The organism is Mesorhizobium sp. BR1-1-16 (genome assembly GCF_020165495.1).
Taxonomy (GTDB): domain Bacteria; phylum Pseudomonadota; class Alphaproteobacteria; order Rhizobiales; family Kaistiaceae; genus Kaistia.
This window is the reverse complement of the sequence record NZ_JAIUIE010000005.1, coordinates 276,091-290,780: the sequence shown is the minus strand read 5'-3', so window position 1 is coordinate 290,780 and position 14,690 is coordinate 276,091. Positions and strand designations below refer to the sequence as shown.

The following is a 14,690-nucleotide window of genomic DNA, read 5'->3' as shown; positions in this document are numbered from 1 at the left end:
CGGGACCGGCGCCGCGGCGCCGGTCACCTTGAATTGACTGGTTCGCGATCGGGCGCGGTCGTATTTGAGTGACCCGGGCCGCGTCATGTGGCCGCCCCTCTCGAGAACGCATTCTTCGACGCATGTCCCGCATCCCGTCCATCGTGGCGATCCTGATCTGCTCCGGCTTCGTGGCGGGCGCGGCTGGCGCTGCCGACGACCGCGACGGCGATGAGCAGGTGAAGGCGGTGCTCGAACTCTTCACCAGCCAGGGCTGCGCATCCTGTCCGCCGGCGGACGAAGCGCTCGAATCGTTCAGCGAACGTCCCGATATCGTCGCGCTCTCCTTTTCGGTCGACTATTGGGACTATCAGGGCTGGAAGGACACGCTCGCCGAACACGAGTTCACCGTCCGCCAGAAGGCCTATGCCGCCGCCCGTGGCGACAGGCAGGTCTATACGCCGCAGATGGTGGTCAATGGCCGCGTGCATGTGGTCGGCAGCGACGCGAAGGCGATCGAGAAGGCCATTGCCGCTGGACCAGCGCCATCGGTGCCGATCCAGGTCGGCATGATGGGCGATGCGATCAGCGTTTCGGTCGGGGCCGCCGATCGGGGCGGTCCGCGCAAGGCAACGCTGTGGCTCGCGCTCTATGAGCGGCACGTCAAGGTGCCGATCGAGCGCGGCGAGAACCGCAACCGCACGCTCAGTTACTACAATGTCGTGCGCAAGCTGAGGCCGATCGCCGTCTGGCGCGGCGAGCCGGTCAAGGTCGACCTGCCGATGGCGGAATATCGCGAGAGCGGCACCGACGGCTGCGCCATCCTGCTGCAGGAGACGGGCGCAGACGACCAGCCGGGCCCGATCATCGGCGCCGCGCATGTCGAAAAGGCCGGCGGCGGCTGGTAGGCTCTGCGTTCCGTTGCGAATGCGAGACCGAGGCCGATGCTGATTTTCTTCGATGTCGATGGCGTCCTGATCGACGGCTGGCATGCCGATGCCGCCCTGCGAAAGCCGTGGGACGCGACCATCACGGCGGATCTCGGCGTCGATCGTGCCGCTTTCCAGACGCGCTTCTTCGGGGCGAGCGGGCAACGATCCGAAGCGCTGATGCATCAATGCGTCATCGGTCGTCTCGACCTCGCGGAAGCCCTGGCCGGCGTTCTGCCCGACATCGGGTATCGCGGCGAGGTGAAGGATTTCATGCGCTACTGGTTTGAAAAGGATTCAAACCTCAACGCCGCGGTCCTGCATCTGGTGGCGGAGCTCAAGCGACGCGCCGACGCGAAGGTGTACATCGCCACGGGCCAGGAGCATCACCGCGCCCGCTATCTGTGGAACGATCTCGGCCTCTCCGAGCGCTTCGACGGCATGTTCTACAGCGCGTCGCTCGGTTATCCGAAGAAGGACGTCCGTTTTTTCGAGGCGATCAACCAGACGCTTCGCATCGATCCGGCGCAACCGCCGCTCTTTTTCGATGACCAGCCGGAGATCGTTGCCTGCGCCCAAAGCGCCGGCTGGGACGCGGCGGTCTTTCGATCGGCTGGAGATGTCAGCGGCCATCCTCGCCTGCAGCATCTCGCGCTCGGCGGATCTCCACGTCGTTGAACCGGGGACCTTTCAACCGGCACTAGCGCGCGAACCGCCCCGAAAAACCGGCAATCGCCAGCGGATTGTCGGCGAGCGTTTCCGCGTCGGCATGGTCGATCGAGGGGAGGCTGGAGAATGAAGCGGTGATTGCGGCTTCGGCGTCTTCGGAAAGATCGATGACGATCAGCACGAGCCGCGAGCGATGGTCGGCGCTCGGCCAGGCAGGCAGCCGCTCCGGCGGATGAAACACCGTCTGCGCCGCCTGGATGACCAGTGGCCGGTCGCCGTCATCCACGGTCTGGATCAGGCCCTTGACCCGCAGCAGTTGCGGCCCGTGATTGCGGGCCAAGCGCTCCAGGAAGCTCTCGAGGCTGGCGCGTCCGATCGGCGTCGTCCGGATCGCCGTGAAGGTGCGGATGCGGGCATCATGACGGCTGATGTCGTGATGTGCATGGGCGTCGTGGTCATGGTCGTGGTCATGATGATGATCATGCCCGTGATCGTGATGATCATCCTGCGGTTCGGCCGCGAGCCATTCCTCGACGGCGGCGATCTTTCCGGCGGTCGCGAAGGGCTGGCTGTCGAAAAGCTCCGCCGCCCCAGGGGCATCGCCGGACGCTGGGAGAATGGGCGCCGATGGATTGAGCGCGCGGATGGCCGCACGCACCGCCGGATCTGCCGCCGGCATGTCGGTCTTGGTCAGCACGATCCGGTCGGCGACGGCGACCTGGCGGGCCGCCTCGTCATGCGCGGCGATCGTCTTCGCGCCATTGACGGCATCGACCACGGTCACGACGCCATCGAGCCGGTAGCGCAGCGACAGATAAGGATGCAGCAGAACGCTCTGCAGCACGGGGGCCGGATCGGCGAGCCCCGTCGTCTCGATGATGACGCGATCAAGCCGTGCGATGCGCTTGTTGTCGAGCGCACGCAGCAGCGCTTCGAGGGTCGTCGCGAGCTGGCCGCGGATCGTGCAGCAAAGGCAGCCCGACGAGAGCTCGATGATGCCGTCCTCGGATTCGCCGACCAACAGGTGATCGAGCCCGACATCGCCGAACTCATTGATGATGACCGCGGTGCCGGCAAGGGCAGGATCCTGCAGCAGCCGGTTCAACAGCGTCGTCTTGCCAGCGCCGAGGAAGCCGGTGAGGACCGTGAGCGGTACGGGCGGCTTCAATGCAGTTCGCCTTGTTCAGGCAGCGGCGCGATGTCGGTCGAATCAAAGGGAACGCCGATCTCGAGCTTGGTGGGGGCCGCCGTCTTCTTGGTGGACTTCTTCGTCGCGGGGGCACTGCTGGCCGGGGTTGCGTCAGGCGTCGCGGCCGGGGCGTTTGTCGCGTCGGCTGGCAATTCGCTGTCGCCTGTCGCCGCCGTGACGGCCGCCTTGCCGGACTTTTTTGCAGCCTTGCTGGTCGCTTTCTTGCTGCTCGCCTTCTTCTTGGCGGCGGGAGCGGCGGGATCGGGGTCGGTCGAGACGGCCTTGATAGTGCCGTCTGCCGTCATCATGCCGAGGGTCGTGACGGGGACGGGATCCATCAACTTGAACTTCGGCACCAGCGCGCTGACCTGCGCCGCCTCGGCATCGACCTCATGCTCGCCGCGATCCTTGCGCTGGCAGATTTCGCCGCGCATGTCGATTGCATAGGGCACGGGCGAGCTGCCGCGGAAACTTGCGAGCGTCGGGCCGGGCTTCGAACGACCCCCGAAGCCGTCATTCATCAGCCGGGCCGCCAGTTCGGCGCGATCCTTGGCGTTGTCCATGCCGAGAACCACGGTGAGCAACGTCGTGCTGCCGTGTTGCGCGACCGCGACGACATTGAACCCCGACGAGCAGATGAAGCCGGTCTTCATGCCGAGGGTGCCTGGATAGCGATCGAGGAGATTGTTGGCCGACTTGAGCACACGCTTGCCCGACTGGATCGCGGAGATCGAGAAGATCGGCCGCCATTCGGGAAATTCGGTCCAGATGGTGCGGGCGAGCACCGCAAGATCGCGCGCCGTCGAATGCTGTCCGGCGCCTGGAAGGCCATTCGGATTGATGAAATGCGTCGAGCTCAGACCGAGGCGCTCCGCCTCGGCATTCATGCGCCCGACAAAGGCCGCCTCGTTGCCGCCAACGGTCTCGGCGACCGCGACCGCGATGTCGTTCGACGAGTGGACCAGCATCATCTTCATGGCGTTGTCGAGGTCGATCGCCGTGCCGACCTTGAAGCCCATCTTGCTCGGCGGCTCCGCCAGCGCGTTCTTCGAAACGATCACGCGGGTCGCGAGCGACACCTCGCCGGCGCGCAGCGCCTTGAAGACGACATAGGCATTCATCAGCTTGGTGACCGATGCGGGGTACCACATCTGATGCGGGTTGCGCTCGGACAGCACACGGCCGCTCGCCATGTCGACGACGATATAGGGCGTCTCGACTGCCCAGGCGGCTATGGCGCCGGGCAGCATCAGCATGAGCGCGACGATGAAGCGGGCGAGCGAACGCATCACGGGCAGATCCTGGTCGTTGTGAGCGAAAAGGGATGGGTCTGTCGGCAGCGACCCGGCGCCCTTCATAGACCAAAGCGGCGCCTCTTGGCAAAAGTCGAGGCGAAATCAGGGGCCGGCGCGCCTTGCGCGGCGGCCGGCGGCATGAAATTCTCGCGCTCTGTCCGGTGCGCGCCAAGCGTCTCGCCGGGACGCGCATTGCGCCATCCAGGGGCCGATCCAGACCGTGAATTCATGCCAGGGCTTCAAGTGATCGCCGAGCGCGGCCTGCGCGTCTCGGAGGCGGACGACATGGCGCGGATGCAGCGCTCGCGCGGTCGGGCGCGCGTCGGCTTCCGCCGTGATGGCGACGCGACGCGGTTGACGGAATTCATCCAGGAAGGCTGTTGCAAGGTGCGCCTGCCGCGCGGCGAGCCTGGATTGCCGCCTGATGCGGTTCTCCTCAACACGGCCGGAGGCATCACGGGCGGCGATCATCTTGTCTATGAGGCGGATGTAGGCGCCGGCGTCTCGATGACCGTGACGACGCAGGCCGCCGAGCGCATCTATCGCCGTTCCACCGGCGCGGTGCCGGCGCGGGTTGAAAACCGGATCGCGGTGGCGGCCGGCGGCCATGTCGACTGGTTGCCGCAGGAGACGATCCTGTTCGAGCGGTCGGCGATCACGCGCAGCCTCGAGGTCGATCTGGCTGCGGATGCCACGGCGCTGATGCTGGAGGCCTATGTCTTCGGCCGCACGGCCATGGGCGAGAGCCTGACGACGGTCTCGCTCGCCGATCGCTGGCGGGTGCGCCGCGGCGGGCGGCTGATCTATGGCGATGGGATCGTCGTCGACGGCGATGCACAGGCGCTGTTGAAGCGCGGCGCCACGGCACGCGGCGGCGTCGCGGTGGCGAGCCTCGTCATGGTCGGGCCCGATGTTGCGTCGATGCTGGGCGCGGTGCGCGCGCGGCTCGATGTCTGCAAGGGCGAGGCTGGCGCCAGCGCATTTGGCGACCTCATGACCGTGCGATTTCTCGCAACGTCCGGGCAGGCCTTGCGGCAAGACGTGGAAAGCGTGATCTTGGCCTTGCGCGGGCGGCCGATGCCGCGCGTGTGGTCATGCTGATGCACGAACGGACGGACAGGGTCTGAAGCCATGAATCTGACACCGCGCGAGAAGGACAAGCTGCTGGTTGCCATGGCGGCGATCGTGGCCCGCAAGCGTCTGGAACGGGGCGTCAAGCTCAACCACCCCGAGGCGATCGCTCTCATTACCGATTATGTGGTCGAGGGTGCACGCGATGGCCGGACCGTGGCCGATCTGATGGAGGCCGGGGCCCATGTCGTGACGCGGGCGCAGGTCATGGATGGCATCGCCGAGATGATCCACGACGTCCAGGTCGAGGCGACTTTCCCGGACGGCACCAAGCTGGTCACCGTGCACCAGCCAATCCGGTAGGCCTGCGATGCTGGAGCTGCGCCCAAATTGCGAGTGCTGTGACCGCGACCTGCCGCCGGCGGCGGCTGCGATGATCTGCAGCTTCGAATGCACATTCTGCCCGGATTGTGCTTCGTCCGTGTTCGGCGGCGTCTGTCCGAATTGCGGCGGCGGCCTGACGGCGCGGCCGGTGCGCCCGGCGGGCAAGCTGGCCGCCAACCCGCCCTCGGCGCGTCGCGTCGTGAGCAATGACCCATCATGTCTCGATCGCCGCGGCATGCTTGCCGCAGGCGCCTGAACCGGCGAGGGACGCATCATGATTCCAGGCGAGATCATCACCGGCGATGGCGACATCGAACTCAATGTCGGCCAGCCGACCGTGACGCTCGAAGTCGCGAATACCGGCGACCGTCCGATCCAGGTCGGCAGCCACTATCACTTCTACGAGACCAACGCGGCGCTCCGCTTCGATCGCGAGAAAGCGCGCGGCATGCGGCTCGATATCGCGGCCGGCACGGCGGTTCGCTTCGAGCCGGGCCAAGGCCGCACGGTGACGCTGGTGCCCTATGGCGGCGCACGCACCGTCTACGGCTTCCAGCAGAAGATCATGGGCACCCTCGCCTGACAGGAGACGGACATGGCTGCCAAGATTTCACGCCACGCCTATGCCCACATGTTCGGGCCGACGGTCGGCGACAAGGTCCGTCTCGCCGATACTGATCTCATCATCGAGATCGAGCGCGACCTCACCACCTATGGCGAGGAAGTGAAGTTCGGCGGTGGCAAGGTGATCCGCGACGGCATGGGCCAGAGCCAGGTGACCCGCGCCGGCGGCGCCGTCGACACGGTCATCACTAACGTCGTGATCCTCGATCACTGGGGGATCATCAAGGCCGATGTCGCGCTGAAGGACGGCCGCATTGTCGCGATCGGCAAGGCGGGCAATCCCGATGTGCAGCACGGCGTCGACATCATCGTCGGTCCCGGCACGGAAGTGATCGCGGGCGAGGGCAAGATCCTCACGGCCGGCGGCATCGATTCGCACATCCATTTCATCTGCCCGCAGCAGATCGAGGAAGCGCTGATGTCCGGCGTCACGACCATGGTCGGCGGCGGCACCGGTCCGGCGCATGGCACGCTCGCCACCACCTGCACGCCCGGCCCGTGGCACATCGCCCGCATGATCCAGGCGATGGACGCCTTCCCGATGAATATCGCCATCGCGGGCAAGGGCAATGCGTCCAGGCCGGAGGCGCTGGTCGAGATGATCGAGGCCGGAGCCTCGTCGCTGAAGCTGCACGAGGACTGGGGCACGACGCCGGCGGCGATCGATTGCTGCCTCTCCGTCGCCGATGATCACGACATCCAGGTGATGATCCACACCGACACGCTCAACGAGTCGGGCTTCGTCGAAGACACGATTGCCGCCTTCAAGGGCCGGACGATTCATGCCTTCCACACCGAAGGCGCCGGCGGCGGCCATGCCCCGGACATCATCCGCGTGGTGTCGTTGCCGAACGTCATCCCGTCATCGACCAATCCGACGCGGCCCTATACGCGCAACACGCTCGAAGAGCATCTCGACATGCTCATGGTCTGCCATCACCTCGATCCGTCGATCCCCGAGGATGTCGCCTTCGCCGAGAGCCGCATCCGCAAGGAGACGATCGCCGCCGAGGACATCCTGCATGATCTCGGCGCGTTCTCGATCATGTCGTCGGACAGCCAGGCGATGGGCCGCGTCGGCGAGGTGCCGATGCGCACCTGGCAGACCGCACACAAGATGAAGCTGCAGCGCGGCCGCCTCGCGAGCGAGACGGGCGACAACGACAATGCACGCGCCAAGCGCTACATCGCGAAATACACGATCAACCCGGCCATCGCGCAGGGCCTTTCGCGCCATGTCGGCTCGATCGAGGTCGGCAAGCGCGCCGATCTGGTGATGTGGTCGCCTGCTTTCTTCGCCGTGAAGCCTGACATGGTGCTGGTCGGCGGCATGATCGCTGCGGCGCCGATGGGCGACCCGAACGCATCGATCCCGACGCCGCAGCCGGTGCATTACCGGCCGATGTTCGGCGCGTTCGGCAAGGCGCTGACCAATTCATCCGTGACGTTCGTCTCGAAGGCGGCGTCCGAGAACGGCCTTGCCGGCAGGCTCGGCGTCGCCAAGGAACTGGTCGCCGTCGAGAACACGCGCGGCGGCATCGGCAAGGCGTCGATGATCCACAACAATGCCATGCCGCATGTCGAGGTCGATCCGGAGACCTATGAGGTCCGCGCGGACGGTGAGCTTCTGATCTGCGAGCCGGCCGACGTTCTGCCGATGGCCCAGCGCTATTTCCTGTTCTAGCGCGGGCGGTCACAACCAGGGCCGCCCTGCCGCATCGGCGGCGGCCGGAAAGAGTTTGCGATGATCCGCGCCATTTCCGTCTATCCCGCCGGCCTGTGGTCGAAAGCCGCGTCCGACGCGGTCCTGCTCGATTTCGATGCGCGGCACCGGCGACGGGTGGCGATGTCCGCCAAGGGCGGGACGTCGTTCCTGCTCGACCTGCCGGGCGCTGTGGCGCTGCGCCATGGCGACGGGCTGCTGCTCGAGGACGGCCGGATCATCGCCGTCGAGGCGGCGCCCGAGACGTTGGCAGAGGTCACGGCGCGCGATCCAGCCCATCTGGTGCGCATCGCCTGGCATCTCGGCAACCGCCATCTGCCGACCGAACTGCTCGGGACGCGCCTTCGCATCCGCCGCGATCACGTGATCGAGGCGATGCTGGAAGGGCTCGGCGCCGTCGTTAAGCCTGTCGAGGCGGCGTTCAATCCCGAGGGCGGGGCCTATGGCCATGGCCGCGTGCATGGCCACGATCACGGCCCTGCCGACGATCACGACCACGATCACCACGCTCACGATCATCACGCTCCTAAGGGGGCGGCTCATGACCACGATCATGGTCATCGCGGGCACGCGCATGATCACGATCATGATGACCATGGGCATTCCCACGATCACGGGCATTCCCACGATCACCATGGCCACGATCATGATGCCCACAATCATGATGCCCACGACCATGGCGGCGGGCGCCGGGGCCGGCCGTGACCCTTCAAGAGCCCATCCTGAGCGACAGCGTCGATCCGCTTGCGCTGCATCGGCTGCTCGCCTGGCTGTCGCCATCGTTTCCTGTCGGAGCGTTCAGCTATAGCCACGGCCTCGAATGGGCGATTGAGGATGGCACCGTCACCGATGCGCCGAAGCTCGAGGCGTGGGTCGGCGATATCCTGATGCATGGCGCCGGCCGCAGCGATGCGATCCTGTTCGCGCATGCGGCGGCTGCGATCGATGACCCCGTGGCGCTGCGCGACATCGTCGATCTCGCGGCGGCGTTCCAGCCGGGCGCCGAGCGGCGGCTCGAATCGCTGGCGCAGGGTCGCGCCTTCCTGATCGCCGTCCGTGCCGCATGGCCAAACCCGGCGCTTGAACGGACCGCCGCTGTCATTGATGGCGTGGAAGGTCCTGCTTATGCAGTCGCCGTCGCGGTTGCCGCCGCGGCGCATGGCGTGCCGCGCCGACCCGCGGTCCATGCCTATCTGCATGCCTTCGCGGCCAATATCATCTCGGCGGGGCTGCGCGCCGTGCCGCTCGGCCAGACCGACGGACAGAAGATCATCGCGCGGCTCGGGCCGGTGGTGGCGCGGGTCGTCGACAGTGTCGAGGGCCTGCCACTTGAGGCACTTGGCGGCGCCGCGTTCCGCGCCGATATCGCCAGCATGAAACACGAAACTCAGTATACGAGGCTGTTCCGCTCATGACCCGTTCCCCCAACGGCCCGCTCCGCGTCGGCGTCGGCGGCCCTGTCGGCTCCGGCAAGACGGCGCTGATGGATGCGCTCTGCAAGAAGCTGCGTGATCGCTACGACATCGCCGCGATCACCAACGACATCTACACCAAGGAAGACGCGGAGTTCCTGACCCGCTCGGGCGCGCTGACGGCGGATCGCATCCTCGGCGTCGAAACGGGCGGCTGCCCGCATACGGCGATCCGTGAGGATGCCTCGATCAATCTCGCGGCGGTCGCCGATCTCAATCGCCGCTTCCCGGCGCTCGACGTGATCCTGATCGAATCCGGCGGCGATAATCTCGCGGCGACCTTCTCGCCCGAGCTTGCCGACATCACAATCTATGTCATCGACGTCTCGGCCGGCGACAAGATCCCGCGCAAGGGTGGCCCCGGCATCACGCGCTCCGACCTTCTCGTGATCAACAAGATCGATCTTGCACCTATGGTTGGCGCCTCGCTCGAGGTGATGGATCGCGATTCAAAGAAGATGCGTGGCCCGCGCCCGTTCGTGTTCACCAATGTGCGCTCCGGCCACAATGTCGATGACGTCGTCGCCTTCATCGAGGCCGCGGGTGGATTGAAGGCTGCCGCCTGAGGCAAAGAGCGCGGTGGTGGCGTGATTTTCTGCTGCAGTGCAGCTAGACTTCTGCTTTGACGCCGCCCGCGGAGTGCAACATGCCGATCATCAATCGTCTGGCCGAGTTCCAGAACGACATTGTCGCCTGGCGGCATGATTTCCATCGCCATCCGGAGCTGCTCTACGACGTCAATCGTACGGCTGAGACAGTAGCGGGGTTGCTGAAGGAATTCGGCGTCGACGAGGTCGTGACGGGTCTCGGACGGACGGGCGTCGTCGGCGTCATTCGTGGCCGCAACAGCGCTGCCGGGCGGACGATCGGGCTGCGCGCCGACATGGATGCGCTGCCGATCCTGGAGACCACCGGCAAGGATTACGCCTCGACCGAGCCTGGCAAGATGCACGCCTGCGGTCATGACGGACATACCGCCATGCTGCTTGGCGCGGCGCGTTATCTGGCCGAGACGCGCAATTTCGATGGCACGGCGGTTGTCATCTTCCAGCCGGCCGAAGAGGGCGGCGGCGGTGGCCGGGCGATGGTCGAAGACGGCCTGATGGACCGTTTTGCAATCGATGAGGTCTATGGGCTGCACAACATGCCGGGCATTCCGGTCGGCAGCTTCGCGATCCGTCCAGGACCGATCATGGCGGCGACCGATGAGTTCAATATCGAGATCATTGGCGTTGGCGGTCATGCCGCGAAGCCGCATGTCACGGTTGATCCGATCGTCACCGGGGCGCAACTCGTCACCGCGATGCAGACGATTGTCTCGCGCTCGGTCGATCCGCTCGAAGCGATGGTCGTGTCGGTGACGCAGTTCCATGCCGGACAGGCGCACAACATCATTCCCGGCGATGCCCGCCTCGTTGGAACCGTGCGGACGCTGATGCCGGAGATGCGCGATCTCGCGGAAGCGCGTATCCGCGAGATCGCGGCCGGCATCGCGCTTGCCTCCGGCGCGGGGATCGACGTCGAGTACAACCGCAATTATCCCGTGACGGTCAATCACGTCGCCCAGACCGATTTTGCCGCCGGGGTCGCCAGCGCGATCGCGGGGGCGTCGCATGTCGACACGGCGGTGGCCCCGATGATGGGCGGCGAGGACTTTTCCTACATGCTGGAAGCCAGACCCGGCGCGTTCATCTTCATGGGCAATGGCGACAGCGCCGGCCTGCACAATTCCGACTATGACTTCAACGACGAGGCCCTGCCTGTCGGGGCGTCCTATCTCGCGAAGCTGGTCGAGACGGCATTGGCGCCCGCCTGATCTTTTCAACCCGGCGGCAACCTTCAGACAGGCTCCCACGCTGGCGGGAGCCTGTTTCGCATTCAGGCGACGAGATCGTGCTTTTCCGCCGGCAGCGGATGCACCGGCTCATCACGGGTCCGCCACAACGAGACGATCACGCCGCCAGCGAGAAGGCCGACCGTCAGGCCGAGCGAGACGAGCGAATCCACCGGTCCGATGAGATGCGCCCAGAAGATCTTGGCGCCGACGACGATCAGGACCAGGGCAAGCGCGTATTTCAGATAGTGGAAACGGTGCACCGCCGCAGCGAGCGCGAAATAGAGCGCGCGGAGGCCGAGGATCGCGAAGATGTTGCTGGTGTAGACGATGAACGGATCCGTCGTGATGGCGAACACCGCCGGCACGCTATCGACCGCAAAGACGATGTCGATGATCTCGATGGTGATCAGCGCCAGGAAGAGCGGCGTCGCCATCCGCGTCAGCTTGCCGGACGGTCCATGCGGCACGCGGACGAAGAAGCGGTTGCCATGCAGTTCGCGCGTCACGGGGATGAACTTCCGGACCAGGCGGACGATGCGATTCTTCTCGATATCAGGTTCGTCGTCGCCGGCGATCAGCATCTTGATGCCGGTGAGGATCAGGAAAGCGCCGAAGACGTAGAGGATCCAGCCGAACTGGCTGATCAGCGCTGCGCCGAGGCCGATCATGATCGCGCGCAGCACGACGACGCCGACAATGCCCCAGAAGAGGACCCGGTGCTGATAGGCGCGCGGCACCGCGAATGCGGTGAAGATGAGCGAGATGACGAAGATGTTGTCGAGGGCGAGGCTCTTCTCGACGACGAAGCCGGTCAGATAATCCATGCCGGATTCGGGGCCGATCTGCCACCAGACCCAGCCGCCGAACAGGAGCGCCACGCCGATATAAAGGGCTGAGAAGACGAGGCTGCGGCTGATGCCGATCTCATGGTCGCCCTTGTTGGCGAAGCCGAGATCGAAGGCGAGCAGCGCCACGATGATGACCACGAAACCGAGCCAGGCTGCGACGGGCTGGCCGAGGAAGTCCGCAGAAAGGAATTGCGGGAGAACGGAGACGATTTCCATGGGTACGAGCAATCGTCGCCGTGCCGATGGGCTTCAAGGGTCCGACATCGCGGTGGGCGACGCACCGCCAGAGGGGCCCGGACCCCGCTCGTGCAGCGGCAGCTAGGAGGTCGCAGAAGCGGTTTCAAGGGCTGGAGGCAGGCAAAAATACTCGACACCCTTCGGATTCTGGTGCAACGAGACTATCTACCCACCACCGCACGCTTCACGAGCGCGCGGAGCCGTCTCCAGATGGCGCGATCGCCACTGATGCGAGGTCATACCATGCCTGCCTATCGTTCCCGTACGACGACCCACGGCCGCAACATGGCCGGTGCCCGCGGCCTTTGGCGCGCGACGGGCATGAAGGACGGCGATTTCGGCAAGCCGATCATTGCGGTGGTGAACTCCTTCACGCAGTTCGTGCCGGGCCATGTCCATCTGAAGGACCTCGGTCAGCTTGTCGCGCGCGAGATCGAGCAAGCCGGCGGCGTTGCCAAGGAGTTCAACACGATCGCCGTCGACGACGGCATCGCGATGGGCCATGACGGCATGCTCTATTCGCTGCCCTCGCGCGAGATCATCGCCGACAGCGTCGAATACATGGTCAACGCCCATTGCGCCGACGCGATGGTCTGCATCTCGAACTGCGACAAGATCACGCCCGGCATGTTGATGGCGGCGCTGCGCCTCAACATCCCCGCTGTGTTCGTCTCGGGCGGTCCGATGGAGGCCGGCAAGGTCGTCATGCATGGCAAGACGGTGGCGCTCGATCTCGTCGACGCCATGGTCGCTGCGGCCGACGAGCGCACTTCGGATGAGGATGTTGCGACGATCGAGCGCGCGGCTTGCCCGACCTGCGGCTCCTGCTCTGGCATGTTCACCGCGAACTCGATGAACTGCCTGACCGAGGCGCTCGGCCTGTCGCTGCCCGGCAACGGCTCGACGCTGGCCACCCATTCGGATCGCAAACGCCTCTTCGTCGAGGCCGGCCACCTGATCGTCGATCTCGCCCGCCGCTATTACGAGCAGGAAGACACCAGCGTGCTGCCGCGTCAGGTCGCCTCGTTCGGCGCCTTCGAGAATGCGATGGCGCTCGATATCGCCATGGGCGGCTCCACCAACACCGTGCTGCATATCCTTGCAGCGGCGCATGAGGCCGAGATCGACTTCACGCTCGATGACATCGATCGTTTGTCGCGCCGCGTCCCCGTCATCTCCAAGGTCGCGCCCGCCAAGCAGGACGTTCACATGGAGGACGTTCACCGCGCCGGCGGCATCATGGCGATCCTCGGCGAACTGGCGCGGGCCGGTCTCCTCAACACCGAGCTGCCGACTGTGCATGCGCGGACGCTCGGCGAGGCGATCCAGCGCTGGGATATCCGTCAGACCAACAGCGACAGCGTGCGCGAATTCTTCCGCGCGGCGCCGGGCGGCGTGCCGACTCAGGTCGCGTTCAGCCAGTCATCGCGCTGGGACGATCTCGACCTCGACCGTGAGGCCGGTGCGATCCGCGATGTCGAGAACGCCTTCTCTAAGGATGGCGGCCTGGCGGTGCTGAAGGGCAATCTTGCCCCGAATGGTGCCATCGTGAAGACGGCCGGTGTCGACGAATCGATTCTGAAATTCACCGGCCCCGCCGTGATCTTCGAAAGCCAGGACGATGCCGTGCACGGCATCCTCAACAAGAAGGTCAAGGAAGGCGACGTCGTCGTCATCCGCTATGAGGGGCCGAAGGGCGGCCCCGGCATGCAGGAGATGCTCTATCCGACGAGTTATCTGAAGTCGCGCGGGCTCGGCAAGGCCTGCGCGCTGATCACCGACGGCCGCTTCTCGGGCGGCACGTCCGGGCTTTCGATCGGCCATGCGGCGCCGGAAGCAGCTTCGGGCGGCGCCATCGCGCTGGTCGAGCCGGGCGACACGATCGAGATCGACATCCCCAACCGGACGATCCGCATCGTCATCTCGGACGCCGAACTCGAGGCACGCCGCGCCGCGATGAATGCCAAGGGCAAGGCGGGCTGGAAGCCGGCCAACCCGCGGAAGCGGAACGTGACGCCGGCGCTGCGTGCCTATGCCGCGATGGCGACCAGCGCCGATCGGGGCGCCGTCCGCGACGTGACGCAGGTCGAGTAGCGCGACACCGAACTTCCGCCGCGGCGGGCTTACCCGTTGCGGCAGCAGCTTCGCCGGGTCACCGGCATCCGTTCCGATCAAGGAGCCTCGGCAGATGCCGTTCGGGTCGATCGCCGTTCTCGCTTTTGCCGCCGTGGCGTCCGTATTCTCGGTCGTGCAGCTTGGACTGGCGGCGACGCAAGGCTGGCTCTATGGCCGGCGCGGCGTCCTCATCTATGCGGATCAGCCGTATGAGTTCCTGCTGACGGTCATCGTCGACGTCGCGGCAGCGCTGTTCTTCGCAGCGGTGTTTATCGTCATCTACCGGAAATATCGCCGGCCGAGCAGGCTCTGATCGGC

16 protein-coding genes are annotated in these 14,690 nt (G+C 65.7%); 13 read left to right on the top strand and 3 right to left on the bottom strand.

Translation table 11 applies throughout. The features are described 5' to 3' along the window. Window positions 1-122: 122 nt before the first annotated feature. Window positions 123-887, top strand: a complete 765-nt coding sequence (locus LB518_RS13990; protein ID WP_224578126.1) for a DUF1223 domain-containing protein — start codon at window positions 123-125, stop codon at window positions 885-887. Window positions 888-923: 36 nt separating this feature from the next. Continuing rightward, window positions 924-1,586 (top strand): HAD family hydrolase, encoded by a 663-nt coding sequence (locus tag LB518_RS13985; RefSeq protein WP_224578125.1) that lies wholly within the window; start codon window positions 924-926, stop codon window positions 1,584-1,586. Between the two features lie 22 nt (window positions 1,587-1,608). Here LB518_RS13985 and LB518_RS13980 read toward each other — a convergent pair whose 3' ends face one another. Further along, a complete protein-coding gene (locus tag LB518_RS13980) occupies window positions 1,609-2,745 on the bottom strand; it encodes a CobW family GTP-binding protein (RefSeq protein WP_224578124.1) in 1,137 nt (378 codons plus the stop codon). Continuing rightward, the gene (locus LB518_RS13975) at window positions 2,742-4,055 is read right to left on the bottom strand and encodes a D-alanyl-D-alanine carboxypeptidase family protein (protein ID WP_224578123.1); all 1,314 of its coding nucleotides are present in this window, start codon (window positions 4,053-4,055) and stop codon (window positions 2,742-2,744) included. Before LB518_RS13975 ends, LB518_RS13980 begins: the two co-directional genes overlap by 4 nt. A 234-nt stretch (window positions 4,056-4,289) precedes the next feature. Here LB518_RS13975 and LB518_RS13970 point away from each other — a divergent pair, with 234 nt between their 5' ends. The 9 genes from LB518_RS13970 (at window position 4,290) to LB518_RS13930 (ending at window position 11,151) form a co-directional block, all read left to right on the top strand. After that, window positions 4,290-5,162: an urease accessory protein UreD gene (locus tag LB518_RS13970; RefSeq protein ID WP_224578122.1), complete on the top strand. Its 873-nt coding sequence runs from the start codon at window positions 4,290-4,292 to the stop codon at window positions 5,160-5,162. 30 nt (window positions 5,163-5,192) lie between these two features. Then, on the top strand, window positions 5,193-5,495 hold the full coding sequence (locus LB518_RS13965) for an urease subunit gamma (RefSeq protein WP_073053052.1): 303 nt from the start codon (window positions 5,193-5,195) through the stop codon (window positions 5,493-5,495). 7 nt (window positions 5,496-5,502) lie between these two features. Further along, window positions 5,503-5,772 carry a DUF1272 domain-containing protein gene (locus LB518_RS13960; protein WP_224578121.1) on the top strand — a complete coding sequence of 90 codons (270 nt, stop codon included), beginning with the start codon at window positions 5,503-5,505 and terminating at the stop codon, window positions 5,770-5,772. An 18-nt stretch (window positions 5,773-5,790) separates the two neighbouring features. Further along, complete coding sequence (locus LB518_RS13955) at window positions 5,791-6,099, top strand: urease subunit beta (protein ID WP_224578120.1); 309 nt, start codon at window positions 5,791-5,793, stop codon at window positions 6,097-6,099. A gap of 12 nt (window positions 6,100-6,111) precedes the next feature. Further along, window positions 6,112-7,824: an urease subunit alpha gene (gene ureC, locus LB518_RS13950; RefSeq protein ID WP_224578119.1), complete on the top strand. Its 1,713-nt coding sequence runs from the start codon at window positions 6,112-6,114 to the stop codon at window positions 7,822-7,824. 60 nt (window positions 7,825-7,884) lie between these two features. Then, window positions 7,885-8,568 (top strand): urease accessory protein UreE, encoded by a 684-nt coding sequence (locus LB518_RS13945; protein WP_224578118.1) that lies wholly within the window; start codon window positions 7,885-7,887, stop codon window positions 8,566-8,568. Continuing rightward, window positions 8,565-9,278 (top strand): urease accessory protein UreF, encoded by a 714-nt coding sequence (locus LB518_RS13940; RefSeq protein WP_224578117.1) that lies wholly within the window; start codon window positions 8,565-8,567, stop codon window positions 9,276-9,278. Before LB518_RS13945 ends, LB518_RS13940 begins: the two co-directional genes overlap by 4 nt. Beyond that, entirely contained in the window at window positions 9,275-9,901 is a 627-nt protein-coding gene (gene ureG / locus LB518_RS13935) for an urease accessory protein UreG (protein WP_224578116.1), read from the top strand. Before LB518_RS13940 ends, ureG begins: the two co-directional genes overlap by 4 nt. An 80-nt stretch (window positions 9,902-9,981) precedes the next feature. After that, entirely contained in the window at window positions 9,982-11,151 is a 1,170-nt protein-coding gene (locus tag LB518_RS13930; RefSeq protein ID WP_224578115.1) for a M20 aminoacylase family protein, read from the top strand. A gap of 62 nt (window positions 11,152-11,213) precedes the next feature. Here the strand turns inward: LB518_RS13930 and LB518_RS13925 are convergent, their stop codons facing one another. Then, the gene (locus tag LB518_RS13925) at window positions 11,214-12,236 is read right to left on the bottom strand and encodes a TerC family protein (protein ID WP_224578114.1); all 1,023 of its coding nucleotides are present in this window, start codon (window positions 12,234-12,236) and stop codon (window positions 11,214-11,216) included. Between the two features lie 264 nt (window positions 12,237-12,500). Here LB518_RS13925 and ilvD point away from each other — a divergent pair, with 264 nt between their 5' ends. Beyond that, window positions 12,501-14,351 carry a dihydroxy-acid dehydratase gene (gene ilvD, locus LB518_RS13920; RefSeq protein WP_224578113.1) on the top strand — a complete coding sequence of 617 codons (1,851 nt, stop codon included), beginning with the start codon at window positions 12,501-12,503 and terminating at the stop codon, window positions 14,349-14,351. Between the two features lie 94 nt (window positions 14,352-14,445). Continuing rightward, a complete protein-coding gene (locus tag LB518_RS13915) occupies window positions 14,446-14,685 on the top strand; it encodes a hypothetical protein (RefSeq protein ID WP_224578112.1) in 240 nt (79 codons plus the stop codon). Window positions 14,686-14,690: the final 5 nt, after the last annotated feature.

What these genes read in the sequence shown, in the direction of transcription:
- LB518_RS13990 (WP_224578126.1), top strand. Translation starts at nt 123, where the DNA reads ATGTCCCGCATCCCGTCCATCGTGGCGATCCTGATCTGCTCCGGCTTC.
- LB518_RS13985 (WP_224578125.1), top strand. Translation starts at nt 924, where the DNA reads ATGCTGATTTTCTTCGATGTCGATGGCGTCCTGATCGACGGCTGGCAT.
- LB518_RS13975 (WP_224578123.1), bottom strand. Translation starts at nt 4,055, where the DNA reads ATGCGTTCGCTCGCCCGCTTCATCGTCGCGCTCATGCTGATGCTGCCC.
- LB518_RS13970 (WP_224578122.1), top strand. Translation starts at nt 4,290, where the DNA reads ATGCCAGGGCTTCAAGTGATCGCCGAGCGCGGCCTGCGCGTCTCGGAG.
- LB518_RS13965 (WP_073053052.1), top strand. Translation starts at nt 5,193, where the DNA reads ATGAATCTGACACCGCGCGAGAAGGACAAGCTGCTGGTTGCCATGGCG.
- LB518_RS13960 (WP_224578121.1), top strand. Translation starts at nt 5,503, where the DNA reads ATGCTGGAGCTGCGCCCAAATTGCGAGTGCTGTGACCGCGACCTGCCG.
- LB518_RS13955 (WP_224578120.1), top strand. Translation starts at nt 5,791, where the DNA reads ATGATTCCAGGCGAGATCATCACCGGCGATGGCGACATCGAACTCAAT.
- ureC (WP_224578119.1), top strand. Translation starts at nt 6,112, where the DNA reads ATGGCTGCCAAGATTTCACGCCACGCCTATGCCCACATGTTCGGGCCG.
- LB518_RS13945 (WP_224578118.1), top strand. Translation starts at nt 7,885, where the DNA reads ATGATCCGCGCCATTTCCGTCTATCCCGCCGGCCTGTGGTCGAAAGCC.
- ureG (WP_224578116.1), top strand. Translation starts at nt 9,275, where the DNA reads ATGACCCGTTCCCCCAACGGCCCGCTCCGCGTCGGCGTCGGCGGCCCT.
- LB518_RS13930 (WP_224578115.1), top strand. Translation starts at nt 9,982, where the DNA reads ATGCCGATCATCAATCGTCTGGCCGAGTTCCAGAACGACATTGTCGCC.
- LB518_RS13925 (WP_224578114.1), bottom strand. Translation starts at nt 12,236, where the DNA reads ATGGAAATCGTCTCCGTTCTCCCGCAATTCCTTTCTGCGGACTTCCTC.
- ilvD (WP_224578113.1), top strand. Translation starts at nt 12,501, where the DNA reads ATGCCTGCCTATCGTTCCCGTACGACGACCCACGGCCGCAACATGGCC.
- LB518_RS13915 (WP_224578112.1), top strand. Translation starts at nt 14,446, where the DNA reads ATGCCGTTCGGGTCGATCGCCGTTCTCGCTTTTGCCGCCGTGGCGTCC.